The sequence below is a fragment of the Paenibacillus zeisoli genome (assembly GCF_003994465.1).
In the GTDB taxonomy this organism is placed as follows: Bacteria; Bacillota; Bacilli; order Paenibacillales; family Paenibacillaceae; genus Fontibacillus; species Fontibacillus zeisoli.
Window position 1 is genome coordinate 513192 of record NZ_RZNX01000001.1, and the last position, 19501, is coordinate 532692.

Annotated in this window: 18 protein-coding genes; 5 read left to right on the forward strand and 13 right to left on the reverse strand. The window is 44.5% G+C overall.

What is annotated here, in order from left to right; all coding sequences use genetic code 11:
• Positions 1–33 precede the first annotated feature (33 nt).
• The 3 genes from EJP77_RS02395 to EJP77_RS02405 all read left to right on the forward strand — a co-directional run bounded on the left by EJP77_RS02395 (position 34) and on the right by EJP77_RS02405 (position 1914).
• Positions 34–612: a TraR/DksA C4-type zinc finger protein gene (locus tag EJP77_RS02395; RefSeq protein ID WP_127197572.1), complete on the forward strand. Its 579-nt coding sequence runs from the start codon at positions 34–36 to the stop codon at positions 610–612.
• Positions 613–836: 224 nt separating this feature from the next.
• On the forward strand, positions 837–1439 hold the full coding sequence (locus tag EJP77_RS02400) for an RNA polymerase sigma factor (RefSeq protein WP_127197573.1): 603 nt from the start codon (positions 837–839) through the stop codon (positions 1437–1439).
• On the forward strand, positions 1402–1914 hold the full coding sequence (locus EJP77_RS02405) for a hypothetical protein (RefSeq protein ID WP_127197574.1): 513 nt from the start codon (positions 1402–1404) through the stop codon (positions 1912–1914). Before EJP77_RS02400 ends, EJP77_RS02405 begins: the two co-directional genes overlap by 38 nt.
• A 229-nt stretch (positions 1915–2143) precedes the next feature.
• Here EJP77_RS02405 and EJP77_RS02410 read toward each other — a convergent pair whose 3' ends face one another.
• The 8 genes from EJP77_RS02410 to gerQ form a co-directional block, all read right to left on the reverse strand.
• Positions 2144–3109: an ABC transporter ATP-binding protein gene (locus EJP77_RS02410; protein ID WP_127198274.1), complete on the reverse strand. Its 966-nt coding sequence runs from the start codon at positions 3107–3109 to the stop codon at positions 2144–2146.
• Complete coding sequence (locus EJP77_RS02415) at positions 3102–4091, reverse strand: ABC transporter ATP-binding protein (RefSeq protein WP_127197575.1); 990 nt, start codon at positions 4089–4091, stop codon at positions 3102–3104. The genes EJP77_RS02410 and EJP77_RS02415 overlap by 8 nt, the downstream gene beginning before the upstream one ends.
• A gap of 12 nt (positions 4092–4103) precedes the next feature.
• Positions 4104–5027 carry an oligopeptide ABC transporter permease gene (opp4C, locus tag EJP77_RS02420; protein WP_127197576.1) on the reverse strand — a complete coding sequence of 308 codons (924 nt, stop codon included), beginning with the start codon at positions 5025–5027 and terminating at the stop codon, positions 4104–4106.
• Between the two features lie 16 nt (positions 5028–5043).
• A complete protein-coding gene (locus EJP77_RS02425; protein ID WP_127197577.1) occupies positions 5044–5997 on the reverse strand; it encodes an ABC transporter permease in 954 nt (317 codons plus the stop codon).
• A 58-nt stretch (positions 5998–6055) separates the two neighbouring features.
• The gene (locus EJP77_RS02430) at positions 6056–7795 is read right to left on the reverse strand and encodes an ABC transporter substrate-binding protein (protein WP_127197578.1); all 1740 of its coding nucleotides are present in this window, start codon (positions 7793–7795) and stop codon (positions 6056–6058) included.
• Positions 7796–7994: 199 nt separating this feature from the next.
• Positions 7995–8909 carry an ArsR/SmtB family transcription factor gene (locus EJP77_RS02435; protein WP_127197579.1) on the reverse strand — a complete coding sequence of 305 codons (915 nt, stop codon included), beginning with the start codon at positions 8907–8909 and terminating at the stop codon, positions 7995–7997.
• Positions 8910–9036: 127 nt separating this feature from the next.
• The gene (locus EJP77_RS02440) at positions 9037–10269 is read right to left on the reverse strand and encodes a hemolysin family protein (protein ID WP_246021699.1); all 1233 of its coding nucleotides are present in this window, start codon (positions 10267–10269) and stop codon (positions 9037–9039) included.
• A 368-nt stretch (positions 10270–10637) separates the two neighbouring features.
• Positions 10638–11171: a spore coat protein GerQ gene (gene gerQ, locus EJP77_RS02445; RefSeq protein ID WP_127197580.1), complete on the reverse strand. Its 534-nt coding sequence runs from the start codon at positions 11169–11171 to the stop codon at positions 10638–10640.
• Positions 11172–11523: 352 nt separating this feature from the next.
• Here gerQ and EJP77_RS02450 point away from each other — a divergent pair, with 352 nt between their 5' ends.
• On the forward strand, positions 11524–12849 hold the full coding sequence (locus EJP77_RS02450) for a phytoene desaturase family protein (protein ID WP_127197581.1): 1326 nt from the start codon (positions 11524–11526) through the stop codon (positions 12847–12849).
• A 114-nt stretch (positions 12850–12963) separates the two neighbouring features.
• On the opposite strand, the gene EJP77_RS02455 is transcribed toward EJP77_RS02450, so the two are convergent.
• From EJP77_RS02455 to EJP77_RS02465, 3 genes are all read right to left on the reverse strand, one after another.
• A complete protein-coding gene (locus tag EJP77_RS02455; protein ID WP_127197582.1) occupies positions 12964–13389 on the reverse strand; it encodes a DUF2500 domain-containing protein in 426 nt (141 codons plus the stop codon).
• A 137-nt stretch (positions 13390–13526) separates the two neighbouring features.
• Entirely contained in the window at positions 13527–14807 is a 1281-nt protein-coding gene (locus tag EJP77_RS02460) for a VPS10 domain-containing protein (RefSeq protein ID WP_127197583.1), read from the reverse strand.
• Positions 14808–14878: 71 nt separating this feature from the next.
• Complete coding sequence (locus EJP77_RS02465; protein WP_246021638.1) at positions 14879–15856, reverse strand: polysaccharide deacetylase family protein; 978 nt, start codon at positions 15854–15856, stop codon at positions 14879–14881.
• A gap of 322 nt (positions 15857–16178) precedes the next feature.
• Between EJP77_RS02465 and EJP77_RS02470 the strand changes: the two genes are divergently transcribed.
• Positions 16179–17108, forward strand: coding sequence for an L-lactate dehydrogenase (locus EJP77_RS02470; protein ID WP_127197584.1), 930 nt, complete (start codon positions 16179–16181; stop codon positions 17106–17108).
• A 189-nt stretch (positions 17109–17297) separates the two neighbouring features.
• On the opposite strand, the gene EJP77_RS02475 is transcribed toward EJP77_RS02470, so the two are convergent.
• Positions 17298–18848: a 2-isopropylmalate synthase gene (locus EJP77_RS02475; protein WP_127197585.1), complete on the reverse strand. Its 1551-nt coding sequence runs from the start codon at positions 18846–18848 to the stop codon at positions 17298–17300.
• Between the two features lie 122 nt (positions 18849–18970).
• Complete coding sequence (locus EJP77_RS20555) at positions 18971–19120, reverse strand: hypothetical protein (protein WP_185897123.1); 150 nt, start codon at positions 19118–19120, stop codon at positions 18971–18973.
• Positions 19121–19501: the final 381 nt, after the last annotated feature.

Genomic DNA, 19501 nt, shown 5'->3' on the forward strand with positions numbered 1-19501 from the left:
AATGCATAAGAAAAGCTGAGGAGGAAACACACAATGAGCCATTTAACGAAATCACAGTTGAGTAAGCTTGAACATAGCCTTTTAGAAGAAAAAGAGGGTTTGGAGCAGCATTTCTCTGAGAATGAAAATGAGAACGAAGGTACAGATTCACTTCGCGTGTCAACCGGGGAATTAACCGCAGTGGATAACCATCCTGCGGATGTGGGAACCGAAACCTTTGAACGCAGCCGGGATATGGCTATCGATGAGAATTTGGACAACCAGCTTGATCAGGTTAATCAGGCTCTTGAACGTATCAAGTCAGGTGAGTACGGTGTATGTGTTACCTGTGGCTCGGATATTCCATTCGAACGCCTGGAAGCCATTCCTTATACCGCCTATTGTATTGATCACACACCGGAACGTACAGTCTCAGATGACCGCCCAGTTGAAGAAGAGGTCATGACCCTTCCGCCAAAAGGAGCTGGGGAGCATCGCCAGCAAAATGCCGGCCGCTTTGATGACGCCGATGCTTGGCATACAGTTGAGGAATTTGGAAATTCCGACTCTCCGGCTATGGCTGCTAAGCGGGATGCGAAGGATTATAACTCATTAACACTGGATGATGAATAAGTGTTTGTATCTTAGCCTGAACAACCTGCTGTGTAAGGGTTCTTCTCAATAGAAGAGCCCTTTTATTGCGGTGTATAAGTGTATATATTTATGTAATACATATCATTATTAGGAAAAATGAGGTAAAATATCAACAGAACACCACCTTTTCTGCTATGAATCCTACTAACTATTACCGGTGGTTTTTTTCATTTGGGAGCGTTGCTAGTAGAGAGGAGATTATCATGCCGGAGAGGTTGCATTACCTTCTGGCTGCCAATTTTCATGATCTCAGCGAGATCATTCAAGAGCAGATTTACTATGACTTTTACGATCTGGTGTACAGCATAATTGTATACATAGTGAAGGATCATTCGGCAGCAGAGGATATTATCCAGGAAGCTTTCTTAAAGGTCATCCGTAAGAAGCCCACGTTCGAGAACGAGCAGAAGATGAAGTCTTGGCTAAAGGTCGTAACCCGAAATACCGCAATTAATTATTTGAGAAAAAGTAAAAATTACCGTAACCACTTTGATTCGGACAGTGTTTTTATAAATATAGAACCCCATAATCCCGAACCCTCTGTAGAACAGACGGTCGAGACCAAGATGTTAGAAGAAGCCATCATATCTTATTTGGACCGGTTGAAGCCAGAATACAAGCTGCTCATTGAATACCGTTGGAAGCTTGGACTTTCTTACAGGGAAATTGCAGACGAGCTGAATACCGAAGAGAATGTAGTAAGACAAAGGCTGTATCGTGCCCGGGAAAGTATCAAAAAAATGCTGAATAAGGAGTGGGGCGATATTCATGCGAAGAAAATCACCAAAGTGGGATCCCGAATATGAAGATGAACTCGATGAGCTCATACGCGAAGTGTTCATCACATCGCCGAATTCTTCGCTCCCTTCCGAGGAGCTAAGACGTGCTTCCTGGCTAAAAGTCAGGCATAACATTCAGAAAGAAAAGCGGCTTCGTATAATAATGCGAAGATTCAAGTTATTCGGTATCCTCTCTGCTTCTTTCGCCCTTGGCATACTATTAATCTCCCCTCCCACCTTCACGCAAGCCGTGGCACCGATTTATCAGAATGTACAGCAGCTTAGAATGGGAATCGCACAAGTGGTATTCGGGAAGAAGGCTTGTATGGAAACTAGCCTAGCTAGGTCAAGCTTCCCTCTTAATAAAGATAAAGAGGAACCTCATGGAAGAGTAATGTCAAATGGATTGATTAAGCGTCAGGCTGTTACACTAGAAGAAGCTTTTAATAACATATCATTTGTCCTTCCAATTCTCCCCACTCCACCTCACAGATTCAAATAGGGTCATAATATGGGAATGTATTGGATAAGGAGCTTTTATAGTCGCAAATCATGTGAAATAGCAAAAAGGCATTCCAGTCGGAATGCCTTTTTGAATCTTCATTTAGATTAGAACTACTGAATAACACATCAGGCAGGCGCCTGAAAAATGTTACACAGTGTCGCTTATTTACTGCTTTGACTCCTATAGTAGCTATGGGACAAGAGTACAGGCCACTCTTCGAGTAAAATTATGCTAAATGACAAGCTACAAAGTGGTTCCCTCCTGCATCGCGGAATTCGGGAACTTCTTCCTTGCAACGCCCAATCGCAAATGGACATCTTGTGTGGAATTTGCAGCCCAGCGGTGGGTTTGCCGGACTTGGAATATCCCCCTTAAGTACAATTCTCTCCCTTTTTAATTTCGGGATGGGGATCGGTACTGCTGACAGAAGCGCCTTCGTATAAGGATGTAGCGGGTTCTGGAATAACTCGTCCCTCGAAGACGTCTCGACCATGGAGCCCAGGTACATGACACCAATCCGATTACATAGGTGTTCCACAACACTAAGATCATGGGAAATGAACAAGTACGCCAGCCCACGCGTCTCCTGAAGATTACGGAATAAGTTAATAATCTGCGCCTGAATAGAGACATCAAGCGCCGATACGGGCTCATCCGCGATAATTAAGTCCGGGTTCAAGATGAGTGCCCTTGCAATCCCTATCCGCTGACGTTGACCGCCAGAGAACTCATGCGGGAATCGGTCAATATGGTACGATGACAGTCCGCAAGAACGAAGCACTTCTTCTACGTGATCCCGAATCTCCCCTCGGGTGGCGAGCCCATGATCAAGAAGTGCCTCACCGATCGCGTCACCTACGCGTACACGTGGATTTAGTGAACTATAGGGATCCTGGAAGATTAGCTGCATCTGAGGGCGGAGCTTTCGAAGCTCCTCTGGACCTAAATCGTATACATTGATCCCTTTAAATTTTACCTCACCCTCAGTTTTCTCGATCAACCTTACAATGGAACGCCCTACTGTGCTCTTCCCACTGCCAGATTCCCCAACAAGGCCGAAGGTCTCCCCAACTCTAATCTGAATACTGATATCATCGACAGCTTTAACATATCCTGTGGTTCGGTTCAATAGACCGGACTTTATGGGAAAGTACTTCTTCAAATGATTAACCTCAAGCAAGTCCTCAGCTATGGACATGTAAAGCACCCTCCTCATAAAGCCAACAAGCCACTTTCTGGTGAATGGTAATCTCTTTTAGAGCAGGCTCATCAGTCCGGCAGATCGCCATACAGTTGTCACAACGGTCATGGAAATAACAAGAACTTTCCAGTTCGAGCGGATTAGGTACCTGTCCCGGGATCGAATACAGTTCATCTTGACGCTGATTAATAATCGGTTTGGATTTGAGTAGTCCCCTTGTATAGGGATGCTTAGGGTTGGAGAATAGCTCTACAACTTCGCCTTCTTCTACAATTTTACCGGAATACATAACAATCACATAATCCGCCATTTCAGCAACAACACCGAGATCATGGGTAATCAAGAGAATAGACATCCCTGATTCCTGTTTGAATTTACGGAGCATGTCGAGAATCTGTGCCTGAATGGTCACATCCAGTGCTGTAGTTGGCTCATCTGCAATGAGCAGCTTTGGATTACAGGATATGGCAATGGCAATCATAATTCTCTGCAGCATACCTCCACTTAACTCATGCGGGTAACTTCGGGCAATCTGCTCCGCTCTTGAAATCCCGACCTGCTCAATCAGACGTATTGCTTGCTTTTGAGCTTCTCGCTTCCCCATGTTCATGTGAACCATCAACGGTTCAATAATCTGTTCACCTATTGTAATGACCGGATTGAGTGATGACATAGGCTCTTGGAAAATCATAGCGATTTCATTCCCTCGGATGGCACGAAGTTCGTTCTTGCCAAGCTTCAGAAGATCCTTATCCCCGAAATGTATTGAACCTTCAACAACTTTGCCGGATGGTTCTTCGATAAGACCCATTACAGACAATGCGGTAATGCTTTTTCCACAGCCAGATTCGCCTACAATACATACGGTTTCGCCTGAGCGGATTCGAAGACTAATATTATCAACGGCCCTCACCGTTCCTTCTTCTGTTGTAAAGTGAGTGCTCAGGTGTTCGATTTCAAGTAAATTCTTCAACGGGCTGTCCACCTACCTCTTCTTTTTCGGGTCAAGTACATCTCTCAGACCGTCACCAAAAATATTAATTGCAATCACTGTGACAAATATAGAGAACCCGGGTGGAATCCAGAGCCAGGGACGATTCTGAAAATCTAGCATATTGTTCGCGGCATCGATCATATTCCCCCAAGTTGCTGTCGGCGGCATAACACCCAGTCCGAAGAAGCTGAGGACGGATTCAGTGAGGATAGATCCCCCGATATTTAAGGTAGCAATTACAATCAGCAAAGGGACGATATTGGGCAGCAGGTGGTGAAAGAGCTTGCGTCTGCTGCTTAGTCCTAAGACGGTCGCTGCTTGCATAAATTCCCGCTCACGCAGACTCAGCATTTGTCCTCTAACCATTCGAGCAAGTGATGGCCAACCGATTAAACTAAGCATGACCATTACGATGTACATCCTGTAGTCCGTTGGCACTTTCCACTCAGATAGAAGTGCACCGAATATAAATAGAAGTGGAAGACTTGGAATGGTGAGCAGCAAATCTGCAGCACGCATAATGATTTGATCAATAATTCCTCTGAAATACCCGGCGATAGCTCCCAAAAGTGTACCGATGAAGACAGAGAGTATCATCGAAGCAAGTCCTACGGTAAGCGATATTCGCCCAGCCTGGAGAACACGGGTAAGCACATCCCTGCCGAGCCCGTCTGTACCCAGCCAATGTCTCATATTCGGCGGGTGGTTCATTATATTCATATGAATCTTGTTAGCTGAATACGGAGAGAAGATTGGCCCGATAAAACATGCAATGAACATAATAATTACAACTATGAGCCCGGTAACGGCCAGCTTATCCTTGAACAAACGATGCATGGATTGCTTCCAGATGGAGGATTTCAACGGTGTTCTCTTTGGAACTTTACCTGTAGAAATCTCGCTCATGGATGACATAATGACGACCTCCTTATTACAGTTTGACGCGTGGATCGGCTATATGGTACAAGATATCCGACAACAGGGTGCCTATTACCGTCAAGACGGCAATCAGCATAGTAAAACCGACCAAGAGAGGATAGTCCCGCAATCCAAATGACTGCATATACAGCTGACCAATACCAGGCCAATTAAAGATTTTTTCAATAATCAATGATCCTCCAAATAATGCCGGAAGCTCGAATCCGACCAGCGTGATTGCAGGAAGAAGTGCATTTCGGAGCGCATGAGTGAACAGCACCTTTCTCTCAGTGAGGCCTTTGGCCCTAGCGGTCCGTATATAATCTTGCTTGATTACATCAATCATATTGCTGCGGAAATACCTAGTAAGAGATCCAAGCCCAAGCAGGGTCATGACAATAACTGGGAGAGTCATATGATGAACAACTTCACGTAGATAAGCCAGCCCCGTTGCATTACTGCCCGTAGCCAACATCCCTCCTGGAGGCAGCCATTTAAGATCAACAGCCAAGACTTTAATTAAGAACAATCCGATGAAGAAAGAAGGAATTGACATCGCAGCAAAGGTTCCGACCATAACCAGCGTATCAAACCAGGAGTACTGCTTATAGGCGGCATTGACACCAATAATGACAGCGATCAACCAGGTCATGAATGTAGATACGATCGCAAGCAGAAATGAATTCCAAATGTATTGATTAAACAGGGTAAGAACTGGTGTCTGCTGTGCCAGAGAGTATCCAAAATCACCATGAAGAGCATTCTTCATCCATATGAAATAGCGTTCAAGTAAGGGTTGGTTCAGTCCATATATTTCCCTTAGCTCCGCCTTCCGTTCAGGAGACAGTTTCAAATTTCCACTAATAAAATCACCTGGAGTAAGTGCATATAGACTAAAAACGAGCAGCGATGCAGCCAGGAGTATAATCAGCATGTAAATAAGTCTCTTAGAAATATAAGTGCTCATGACCGGCTCCTTATGAGATCCCGTAGCTCCTCTTAAGAAGAGCTACAGGACTGAATTTTTACTTGCTGAGGGACCATTCAGGAAGACTACTTGAAATTCCGTTAAATGGACTTATGCTGAGATTCTCTATTCTGCCGTTATAGCCGTAAACAGTCTTCTTGTAGTTGGTGAAGATTACTGGAAGCTCGTCATTAATTAGTTGGAAGATCTCTTTATATGTCCTTTTTCTCGCTTCTATATCGGATGTGGCCAACGCTTTGTTATAGAGTTCAATAAACTTAGGGTTGTCGTAACCTTTAACCTCACCAGTCGGGAGGAACATAGAAAGGCCGTCGGACGGGTCACTTAGCATAGGCGTTGAGAAGCTTGCGAGGTCATAGTCCTTGCTTTCCACTTTAGACACCAGGGCATTAAAGTCCGCGAATACTTCAGGTTGGAAATCAATGCCGATCGCTTGGAAGTTTTCTTTTGCGATAGGAATAAAGATATCGGTACTCTTACTTTTAAAGCCCAAGTAATGGAGAGTGAGTTTTTTTCCGTTTTTCTCTCGTATGCCACTTGAACCCACCTTCCATCCTGCTTCATCCAACAGTTGCTTCGCTTTCTCTGGATCATATTTATACGGATTAATTCCATCTTGAGTATATGCCCATGAAATAGGAGAGGATGGAATATTGGCAACTTCACCAGCACCCTGTGCAGCATCAACATAAATGCTCTGGCGATCTAATCCATAGGTAATTGCCTGTCTTACTTTCTTATCCTTCAGTTGTTCATGTTCTAAGTTTACTTGTAGGTAGCCGTAGGTACTTGGGGTATATGGAATTACATTAACAAAGCCAAGTCCCTTCAGCTTATCGATATTTTCCTGGGTGGCGCTAAAACTGGCAAAATCGATTTCCCCAGTCTCCAGGTATTGCCACGTATCTCCTTCAGAAGTTTTATATATAAAATGCTTTGTTTTGGGTATGCCTTTGTAATAGTACTCATTAGCTACAAAGCGTACTTCCTGCCCGGGGATAAACTTCTCAAGCTTGTAAGGGCCTGTTCCAACGGGAGCAAGATAGAGCTTCTTGATATAGTCCAACTGACCAAATTTATAATCCTTGCCGTAATAAGCTTTGGAGAGCACAGGTCCACCAAGTGTTGTAAGTGCGGTTGCGTTTGGCTGATCAAGTGTGACTGAGATGGTCAGTGGATCAATTACTTTGATTCCAGTCACTGTACTTGCTTTACCTGCTTTATAATCTGCTCCGCCTTTCACATGCACTACATCAATAGGTGTATCTCCTGCGTAGGCTTTATCATGTAGTATGGTCCAGGTAAACGCAACATCGTCCGAAGTAACGGGTGAGCCATCACTGAATTTCAAATTTTTGCGCAAATGATATGTAATAGTTAAATTGTCTGCTGAAATATCCCATTTCTCAGCAAGCTCTGGAACCGGAACACCTTCATTATCCGTTGTGACCAAGGAAGCTTGCAGCTGTGAATTAACGTTCCCGTCGTATCCGCTCTGTGTGAAGTAGGGTACAAAAGCACCTGATGGGTCGGTCAGACCAACAATGATGGTATCTGTCCGCTGCTTGGCTATGTCCGGAAGTTTGGACAGATCAGAAGCCTTAATATTTTGGGCTGCAGCCTGTTCTGTAGACACTTTGGTCTCTGTTACTGCCCCCCCTTTTGCAGTTGTACTGCTTGATGGAGGAATCGCATCATCCTGACTGTCGGAGCAAGCATTTAAGAGCAGCGAGCTTCCAACCAATAGTGAGACTAATAAAATTGCACCTTTTCTCATAGAATCCACTCCATTATCTTTAATATTAAATTCCGATCAACAAACTATGATTTATGATCGATACTGTAATTATATGGATGAGGATCGGTTCTGTAAAGAGAGAACTACAAAAGAAATTTAAAATTGCAAATTGGATACCCATAAAGTTATAAAAAAACCACTCTTTTCTAAAGAAAAGAATGGCTCTAATGACATGAATCTAATATTCGGTTATATATTCAAGTAGGTTCTTCTGCATTTCTTCGAGTCCGCTTGGTCGCAGACTGTATTCTGTTAACGCTTCACCCTCGAAGTGGGCATAGATTAAACCCGCTCTGCGGAGATTGGAGATGTGATCATGTGTAATTCCCTTAGATAATTTTAAATATCGAACGATTTCAATGAAGCTCCGAGGCCCCTTATTCAGATAGCGCAAAATTTTAAGTCGGCTCTTTTCTCCCACACTTCGGAGCATTCGATAGTTCTGTGGACTTATATTCTCATCATGATCAGCGAAATAAATTCGCGCTGAATAACTGCAAATTGTGAATTTACCGTAATGATATATTACACTAATGGGCTGAAAATGGAATTGCGGGATCAGTATTATCTCTTCGAGCCCACTTATTGGCTTGAACATAAGACCATTCGTGGTTGAATCGATAAATAATTCGGAATTCATTTCAAGCAGCTTGTCTAGTCTGGACTTTTTTTCTTGATGCAATGAAGTGAGGATCTCGGGCCGGATATTCTTGAAATAAAGTTCATTCCATTGCCCAAACAACACTAATGACTTGGAGTGAAATTTCCCCATATTCTCAGGCAAATAAGTACTGTACTCTGCAATCATATCATACAATTCACCTAGCGTAAGGTTCTCCAACCAGCTAATAAAACTTGAAACTTCAGTTTTGTCGGGGCACAAATGAACTAGCAAATACATCAGTTTCCAGTCAGCATCGACATCCGTTTCATCAAGCATATTCGCAAACTCCGGTGCTAAGAGCTTTTTAGCCGATGTAGCCCAGCTGGAGGACAGGTCAATTTTTTTATGGGAGCTTCTGCATATATAGGTATGCAGACTGTTAATTAACTCATGTATGGGTTCAAATTGAACTTCTACTCGAAAAGTCAAATGTTTATCCCTCCTTCCACATTACATTACAACTTGAACGCTTTAGTGTAAAGATGCAAATTAGTTGATAATGCTAAATTATACATCAAAAAAACCCAGCATAAGTTATGCTGGGTGACTTACGTTATTAAGCGCCTGCCTCTTCAAGCTGGGCAAAAGCCTCATGTCTAAGCAGCTTAATCCGAGAAATTCTTTTCTGATCGGTTTCTTCTACAATGAACGTACAGCCGCCATATTCAGCAGATTGACCGATACGCGGCGGGAGAACCTCAATCCTTGAGTATAACCAGCCGCCAATCGTATCATAATCATCAGAATCCATTTCCAGACCGAATCGGTCGTTCACGGCGTCTATTAACATTAGACCGTCAATCGAATACGTATTGTCGCCAATTTGCTCGAACCCTGGCCGTTCTTCATCGAATTCATCCTGAATTTCCCCTACAATTTGTTCGACGATGTCCTCGAGAGTAACTATTCCTGAAGTACCTCCATACTCGTCGATCAGTAGCGCAATCTGGGTCTTTCCCCTCTGCATGCGCTTCATCAGGTCACTAATAGGTATTGAATCAGGTACCGTCATCATCGGTCTGAGCAAATCCCTGTAGTCAGAGCTTCCAGTACGGATCAAATCCTTAATATGGATAAATCCAATAATGTGATCTTTATCGTTATCGCATACCGGATAACGGGTGCGCATACCTTCGAGCGCGATTTCCAAATTTTCATCAAGTGTATTTTGGGAGTATAAACAGATCATTTCCGTACGGGGGATCATAATCTCCCGGGCAGTCGTGTCAGCGAACTCAAAGATGTTATCCACCAGCTTAAGCTCCGTACTATCGAGCAGTCCGCTCTCTCCACTCTCTTTCATCAGAACACGAATCTCTTCTTCTGTATGCACATTATCCTGATCCGAAGCTGGGGATACGCGCATAAGCCGAAGCAGCGCATTCGCAAGTCCATTAAGCACCCATATAAAAGGATAAACTGCTTTGTAGAAGATTGACATGGGTCCTGCCGAGAGCAGTGTGATATTCTCTGCCTTGCGGATTGCTATCGCTTTGGGTGCAAGCTCACCGAGAACAATATGCAGCACGGTAACAAGAATAAAGGCGGCAGTAAAGGACACTCCCTGTAACAGTGAAGGTCCCCATCCAAAAAGCGAAAATACCGGCTTCAGCATAGCAGCAACAAGCGGTCCTCCTAACCAGCCCAACCCAAGCGAACATAAAGTAATTCCGAGCTGGCAGGCGGACAGGTAAGCTTCAGGATTCTGAATAATTCTTCTTGCCATCCTGGCATTCCGTCGTCCTTCTTCTGCTAATGCTTCGATACGGCTGCTGCGGATTTTCACCATAGCAAATTCTACGGACACGAAGAATCCATTTAGCACCACTAATAATATAATACTTCCCACTTGCAAAATACTTGGTAAAGGGTCACTGTCCAATACGTTTCCTGTCCACAGCTAAATCTCGGCGGCGAACAGGTGCACCTCCTTCGGTATTCAAATCATGATCGTAATCTTCATTCATATAATTATTATATTATTATACCTTATACAGTCAAATTTCAGGATATGACATCTACACTCAAATTTCTGGATAATGATCCAGCTTATCGCTCTGTGATTAAGAATAGGTTTCATGCAAAATCACGCTAAGCCGATATGTATCCAGGCTTAGCGTGATTGTTGTCCTATGAATAATGTTACTCTGTATAAGCTTATCTTGTCTGCTGTGCAGGCGGATTCCCAATTACGCCGGGATATTGATACACTAATGGCTGATCAAAAGTAGCATAGTCCAGGTTCACCATTAGCAGGATCGTGCGCATCCCGGTATTCGGATCACTGATGATGATGTGGTCACGGCCGGCCGCTTCCACTACCCCTTTAAATATTTTTGCATTCCACTCCCGGTTGTTCTCATAGGTCATATAGAATGTGCCTACCTTACCCAAATTTAGACGTAAAATATTCTCAATGAAGGACTGCTCGGTGAAATTCTGTGGTGATACCATAGCCGTTCCTTGAGGTGAAATTGAATTAACGCTTAAAGGCGGCGGATAAGTACCAGTTCCTCCAACTGCAGGACCTGTGGTGGTACCCATTTGGGAGCCGTTCTGGGCACCCATTGGTGATCCCATCGGAGAGCCCATCTGAGAGCCCATGGCTTGCCCGGAGCTTCCCATGGGTGCTCCTATGTTATTGTTGTTTCCAACCCTGTAAGTAACTGGACGGTATTGCGGATTATACATAACTTGCTTCCTCCTCAAAATAGGTCTTGTTTTTAATACACATTTGGACAATCTTCAGCAGTTCTTCCTCCTTATAAACACTTTCATCAACGTTATATCCTATGTGCGTTCGCCCATTTTGTGACTAAAATAAATGTTAAATTCATACAAAATTCGCTTCATATAAGGAAATGATTGCGATACCAAGTATGAACAAAACGTGTCCGTTTCTATGGACGCGCTTTCATGAATAGCATATACTATTAGTGAATCCTTGCTTGTGATTAGGAAATTGAGCTGTCATTCGGCACGTTTGGAGATAGCTCATCCTATTGAATTATTTGATTCCGCAGAACATTTAGGAGGTACGTTCATGAAGATCGCAATTATCGGTGGAGGTTTAGCTGGTTTGACCGCCGCCGCCTATTTATCCGAAAACCGCGAATTGGAAGGCACCGTATTCGAACGCAGTCCACAGCTCGGCGGCCGAGCTTTTACGTACCAGAAATCGGGATTCACCCTCAATTATGGAGCTCATGCCATTTATGGAATCGACCGTCATACCCTGCATCACATGGAAGAAGACCTCGGACTGGTTTTTGAGAGTAAGCAGGTAGACAAACGCAAAGTCGTCTATGCTAAGAAGGATCATCTGACACCAGCTCCACTGGATTTTGTGAATATAATGAAGACAGATGTATTGACTGCCATGGAAAAAGTGCGGTTTGTTGGAGAAATAGCAGCCATCATTGGAAATGTTCATCACTTGAAGAACTATGCCACATTGGGTGACTATCTGGACCAGTCCCACGCAGCTGGGGATGTTAAGGAGCTATGGCAGCACCTCGTCTGCTCCAACTTCTTCATTACCCCGTCCGATGCCCGAAAAGTATCCGGAGAAGTTATCGCAGTATATTATCATAATCTCTTCCTCTCCTCGAAGCCTGTCAACTATATCCTGGGCAGCTGGGCAACGATAACGGATCAGCTACAGGACAAGATTGACCATAACGAGAAATGGAATATTGCTCTAAAGGAACCCGTAGAGACGATAGTTATGGAGAATGGCAAGTTCATCCTCAAGACTAAGAATCATGAAGCACTTGTATTCGATAAGGTAGTTATTGCTACTCCGGTTCAACAAGCAGTTAAACTGCTTGAGAATACGGAATGGGCTGTCCATCTTGATCCTTACAAAGACAATACGTCTACCGAAGTTATGGTATATGATCTTGGCTTCAAGGAAGTTGTGGCAAGGCCGTTCCATTATATTAGCGATATGACGAACAAGATGTTCATCAGTGATGTCTCGGCCACGGACTATACCGTAGTCCCTGAAGGCGGACAGCTGCTGCAGGGTATTGCTTATTTGAAAGATGACTTTCAGGACGAAGAAGAACGGAAGGCCTACATGGACAAGAAAACCGAGAATATGGAAGGCTTGTTCGACAAGTATTATCCGGGCTGGCGGGAAGCCGTGGAAGTTAAGCGGGTTTCAAAGAAAGCTATGGTATCCAGCGTGAAGAATATCAGTACGAACCGGCTGCTGCCCAACCGTCTCCCTGAAGTTCCATTCTATTTTTGTGGAGATGGCTGTGTAGGAAAAGGGGAACTGGCTGAGCGAGCATTCTCCAGCGGTCGTAAGGTTGCCTTGAAGCTGCTTAATCAATTGATTAAGCCTGAACAGGTTACATCATAATCACGTACAATCAGACCTCCGAACTCCTTCGGGGGTCTTTGTTTGTTGTGGACTAACACGAATAGTAAAAGACCACCTGCCTCTATTTAGAGGAAAGGCGGTCAAGACGTAATCTTACATATGAGAGTGTCTCCTTACATTTCTGCGATCCAGTGAAGTATCTGCATGGATTCGTCCGTTCCGTTCGAATCCGAGATAACGACTGCCCTGTAGGGTAAGGGTCCCTTCATCGCCTTCTGCAGATTGCCCGAATTCCTCTCCGCTCACCCTGAACTCCAACCGATCCCCGCTCTCCACTTCAAAGGTCAAATAATAAGTAGTACTGGAGTGATGAGCAGAAGAATCTGAGTCATGATGATGGGTTACGGCTGTTCTTTTGCTGCTGATGACGGAGTTGACACTTAGAATGGGCTTTTTATTATTGCTAAACCATCGGTATAGCCCTCCAGACACAGACACTAGAAGAATTGTAATGATAATGAAGAAGAATATTGGAAAGATGGTCCCAGCCGTGTCGAGCACTTCAAAGCCAGTTTGCATGATTTTCTGCCCCCTTCCCATGGACACCAAAGAAAGCAATCACTTTCCGCATACTTATATATATGCGTCCACAAGAGAAACTTGAATTCTACATTACAGGAATTGGACCTCAATACAAAAAAACTGACACGGCTTGTTCAAAGCACGTGCCAGCGGATCCCACCATCTTGGGTTTGAAGCAATAAGGAACGTTTAAGATCATTGTTCTGGACTAGCAGCCAGCCTACCTTCGACGAATAGAACTGGAACTTGACCACTTCCGGATACTTTTTCATAGTCTGCATCAGCACTGAGCTTTCAGGCAGTTCCTCCCACTTAACCCCTTGTGACGTAGTATGGAATACCTTACCGGATTGAAGTGCCCACCCTTCCTTGCTATTCAAGAATGTCGGGGACAGGAGCTGATTTTCACCAGATTGCCAACCAATCGGAAATGAGAAGAATTTCCATGTATTCCCCGAGTCCGGTGTGTAATAAGCATTGAACTTGGTCTGCGCCTTCCGGGTACAGCCGACCGAGATCCAGCCTTCTTTGGCCCCTTCACCGAAGAAGACAGGAGCACTGCTGGTGAATTGTTCGCAGTCTTGGTACTTATCGAGATTGGAGAAGTTCTTGTTCTCATTCCAGGTCACCCCTCCGTCATTGGTGATGTGAAGATGGGGTTCACCTAGGATTAGGGAGGTCACATATCCATGTTGGTTATCCGTGAATACCATACCCATTAATGATCCAATCGTTGGAGATGGACTGCTTCCCCTAATTTCAATGTTGGCCGAATTATCCATAATTTTCTCCCAATTTACTCCCCCGTCTTTCGTACGGTACAGGGCTTTGTGCATATTTAGGGAGTTCTGATCATCCTCGGTAATGATCCAGCCTACATTCTTAGATATGAAAAAAATTGCAGAGGATTTAGCTTGTTGAGGCAGTGAGGCTAATTTCCAATTGGCTCCTCCATCTACCGTCCGCAGTACGACCGTCTCCGCGGAACCTTGCGAATTCCGTACCACCCAGCCAGTCAATGAGTCAATGAAGAATATATCTTTCCCATATTGAGGATTCGTCAGGAATTGCACCGAGGTAGACGGCGATATATTCTTCCATATCTTTCCGTTATCTTGTGTTAAATACAGCCGCAGCTCGTTACGTGTAGAACCCCACGCGATTCCTGTCGTGTCCGAGATCAGCTGGAAATCAGATAGCCTCGTCTGGATCTGATACTTCTCCTTGCTTGCAGGTTCTGCATTATCGTTAATTTTATTAGTTGAGTTCTGCTGAATTACTGTAATCGTCTGTCCAGAGTCTTGTATCTCGTCCTGTGCAGGGACTGATGCTTCGTTTGGTTTATCTGAAGTACAGGCTGTTAACAATACACCCATTACTAGTAAGATCAAGGTAATAGAACGCCATGAGGTCAAAGAACAATCCCCTCCTCTAAGAAGTGATAAATAACTAATAAACTATATTATATCATAATGACTTTTAGCAACTACAAACGGATGTCTTTCCCAAAATTAACAACCACATGATGATCCGGCTTGTATACGGCGAAGGAGTAGCCTTGGTGCTGTAAATAGGCAATAATCTGCGGGAGTGCCTGAACGGTCTGTTTCTTCTCGTGCATAAGAATAACTTCCTGCTTGCGGTGGATCTGGCGTTTCACTTGCTCAATCACCTTAGCTGGTTTTCCTTCATAGCTCCAATCCTTTGAATCAACAGTCCAATCCCACATCTTAAAGCCCGCCTCATAAATGGCTGTGCGGAAATTATAGCCGATCTGCGGAGCACTTCCGTATGGAGCTCGGATTAAACTGGACTTTACCCCTGTCAGTTTGTACAGTAATGCTTGCTCCTGCTTGAATTCTTGAATAAAATGATCGGATCCTCCGCTTTTATAAAGCTTGCTATAGCTGTGACTCATACTATGTAGACCGGCATAATGCCCTTCATGAATTAATCGTTCAACTGAGGATTTCTCATCCCTGAGCTGTGAACCAATCATGAAGAAAGTGGCATGGATATCATTTTTGCTCAGGATATCTAGAATTTGATCCGTATATTGGTTAGGACCATCATCAAATGTTAAATATACAACTTTAGCTTTCTGAAGAGCAGCAGCTGATGCGGCTTGGGAAGCCTTGGTGTCCTCTCCAGATGACTTCTCATTATGCGAATCTGATGGATCCCGGTTCTCAGGTTCCTTGTTTCCCACTTGGTCTTTCTTTGTAACCTGTTTGTGTGGATCTGCCGGATCAATGGACTGTGGCTGCTTGGCATTCACGGCCGCTAGCTTCGGCATCGCTGAGCTTGATTGTTCCTGCCTAATCTTCATAGACAATACAGTTGTAATAGCTATGGCACTGATAAGAACCAAATTAATCGTGAGGATAAGTCGTCTTCTTTTTTTCTTAACCTGTTGCGCTCGCTCAATCCTTGTTTCATTACTCCGCTCCATGACAAATTTCACCGTTTTCCTCTCTAATTTATAATACAAGAATAATATAAATAGTTAGGGGGAATCTTACAGAAAGGTTACACCTATGGTTACAATCTCCTAATCTGTTACATTTAACTGAATTAGTTGACATAATAAAATATATGTCTACTAACTTAATATTCTCTTAATTTCCATGTACAATAGATCTAGGTTAACAACATTTTCCTTTACATAAGTTAGACTCTTGTTAACCGCAGAAGTTGTAAAAGCCTCTTTTTATGGGTATAAATGGGGAGAGCTTTATCGTATCTACAATTTCTGAGCAAATACCTTTACCTGAGGAGATGATTTAATGACAACATCCAAAATGAGTTCCAGCAGAGTTGTAATTATTGGAACCGGCGCGGTGGGTGCAACCACTGCCTACACCTTACTACTAAGAGAACGTGTCTCGGAGCTCGTGTTGATTGATGCCAATCATGAGAGGGCACTCGGCGAAGCGCTTGATATGAATCACGGGCTGCCTTTCACAGGTGGGGTTAAATTATGGGCTGGAGATTACAGCGATTGTGCTGATGCTGACATTGTCATTATTGCAGCCGGTGCATCCCAAAGACCGGGAGAGACTCGAATTGACCTGCTCAAGCGCAATGCGGGAATTTTTGACAGCATTATTCAGAACATTGTGAAATATAACGATCACGGGATTATCCTGGTTGCAACCAATCCGGTTGATATTCTGACATATGTGTCATGGAAAAAAAGCGGCTTCCCTACCAACCGTGTTATCGGCTCAGGTACACTGCTTGACAGTGCCCGCTTCCGCTATTTGATCGGCCAGAACAAAGGAATTAATCCGCGCAGTATACACGCGCATATTGTTGGTGAACATGGCGATTCCGAGCTGCCTCTGTGGAGCCTTGCGAACGTAGCTGGCGTAGGGCTGGAATTTGAAGAACAGGAACGCAGTGATATTTTCTCCCGTACCAAGAATGCGGCATATGAGATTATTAACGCTAAAGGCTCTACATCTTATGCAATTGCACTTGCTTTGGACCGGATTGTAGTATCTATTCTTCAAGATGAAGGATCGGTTCTAAATGTATCCACATTGCTTACCGATTACAAAGGAATTTCCGACGTATATCTGGGAATACCGAGCGTAGTAGATCGCTCCGGGGTTAGAGAGATTCTCGATCTTAACCTTAACGATCAGGAGCTGGAGCAGCTTCGCGCCTCAGCGAACAAGCTCAAATCCGAGATCGAGAAGCTTGAGCTTTAACAAAAAGGCAACAGACGGAACGCAGCAGGCGCCCGTCTGTTTTTTTATTTAAGCGTAATAGACCTCAATGTATACAGGGTGGCAGCTTGATTCTTTGTTTTAATGATCTGCCGCGATCATTGTTTTATCCTCTAACGTGATTACACCTACTCCTAATATATGCTTCTGTCGGTTCTGTAAAGAACATCATTAGGATTGGATGGAAATGTTCCCTTCCCGTTCCGGATCGCTTTGGCGTGCAGCCAGCCTATTTAATGCGTCCAAATATGCTTTGGCGCTCGCCTCAATAATATCGGTGCTCACCCCTCTTCCCGTCGCTGACATATCTTCCATTTGAAGCACAACATGTACTTCACCTAATGCGTCTGTACCTTGGGTTACCGAATGAATCTTGTAATCCTCAAGCTGAGAACTCAGTCCTGTAGCTTTGTCTATCGCACGGTATACCGCATCAACTGAACCATTTCCAATGGCTGCCTCTTCGACACTACTGCCATCTTCTCTAACAATCCGCACAGCCGCGGTTGGCAGCGAATGATTACCATAGGACACTTGGATATTATCCAGCTTGTAAGGAACCGGACCTTCGGTTACGTTCTCATCCATGATCGCGCGGATATCCTCAGTGAGAACTTCCTTCTTACGATCTGCCAGATCTTTAAATTTGGCAAAAGCCATATTCAGACGTTCCTCATCCAAAGAATAGCCAAGGTCAATCAGGCGTTCTTTAAATGCATGTCTTCCGGAATGCTTGCCGAGTACAAGCTTGCTTGCGCTAATTCCAATCGTCTCGGGACTGATGATCTCGTAGGTAGCCCGGTTCTTCAGCATACCGTCTTGATGAATACCCGATTCGTGAGCGAACGCATTGGCTCCGACTATGGCCTTATTCCCTGGTACGGTCATTCCTGTAAGCTTGCTGACAAGCCTGCTGGTCCGGTATATCTCACTAAGTACGAGTGATGTTTTGGCTCCTCCGTAGCTGTCACCACGGGTCTCCAAAGCTAATGCCACCTCTTCAATTGCTGTATTCCCCGCACGTTCCCCAATCCCGTTAATGGTGCCTTCAATTTGATCCACACCACCCTCGATAGCTGCAAGCGTATTGGCCGTAGCCATACCCAGATCATCATGACAATGCGTGCTCAGCTGGATCCGTTCAATCCCCATGACCCTCTCCTTCACGGTCTTGAAAATACGACCAAACTGCACTGGGGTAGCGAATCCCACCGTATCCGGCAGGTTAACTACCGTAGCTCCGGCCTTAATGGCCCGATCTGTAACTTCACATAGGAACTCAATCTCTGTCCGGCTTGCATCTTCTGCTGAGAACTCCACCTTATCAAAATATTTCCGGCCATATCGAATTGCCGCCTCAAGTGTATCAAGCACCTTGCTCTTATCCATGCGGAGCTTATACTCCCTGTGTATTGGCGAAGTGGCCAGGAACAGATGCAGACAAGGATCAACGGCATCCCTTAAAGCTTCTCTTGCAGCATCAATATCCTGCTCTCTGGATCTGGAGAAGGCTACAACCGTAGCGTTCGTTATAACCTTAGCCACTTCCTGTACGCTCGCAACTTCACCTCTTGAAGTGATCGGAAACCCTGCTTCGATGCGGTCAATGCCAAGACGCTGCAGCTGAAGTGCGATCTCAACCTTCTCCTGTGAAGTTAAGCTAACACCTGGCGATTGCTCCCCATCTCTAAGCGTAGTGTCCAATACATAGATTTTGCGCATACATCATTCCACCTTTTCGTTATTTTTGTATAAAAAAACTCTCTCACCCCTGCTGCAGCTTGTGCAACAGGGGCGAGAGAGAATTTTCCTCCGCGGTACCACCCTGATTCACTGCAAAGCACTCAGCTCTGCAGTCTCAGTAGATCACAGCTTGATCTGTGATCCAGCACGTTATCGGGTGCGAACCGGTCCCACCTAACCTGCTCAATCAATACAGGCTTCAGAAGAACTGCTCCAAGGCGAGTTGGCTTCGGGGTTAAGGCGATGATCACACCAATCTCATCGCTCTCTGAACTTAAGGGCCCGTATGCCTGCTCCTTGTCATTGCATTATCCTTTGTATAAAAATAAAACCCCTTTCATCCCACGCAAGAAATGCGATCAGGGACGAAAGGGGTTATCTTCCGTGGTACCACCCATGTTCACAGTGATCTGTAATGGACCACTGCCTCATGAAAGCTAAGCAAGGCTTAGATTTCGCACGTTAACGGGTGCAACTCGGCTGTTCTTAAGTGGAAATTCCATTTGGGAACAGCGGCTCCAAGGCGAGTCGGATTCGGAATTATGGTGGAGATTTCAGCATACTCCCCACTCTCTGCATCATAATTATACGAGTCCTGCTCCTTTTCAATGCCGATGATTAAAAGGTTGAAG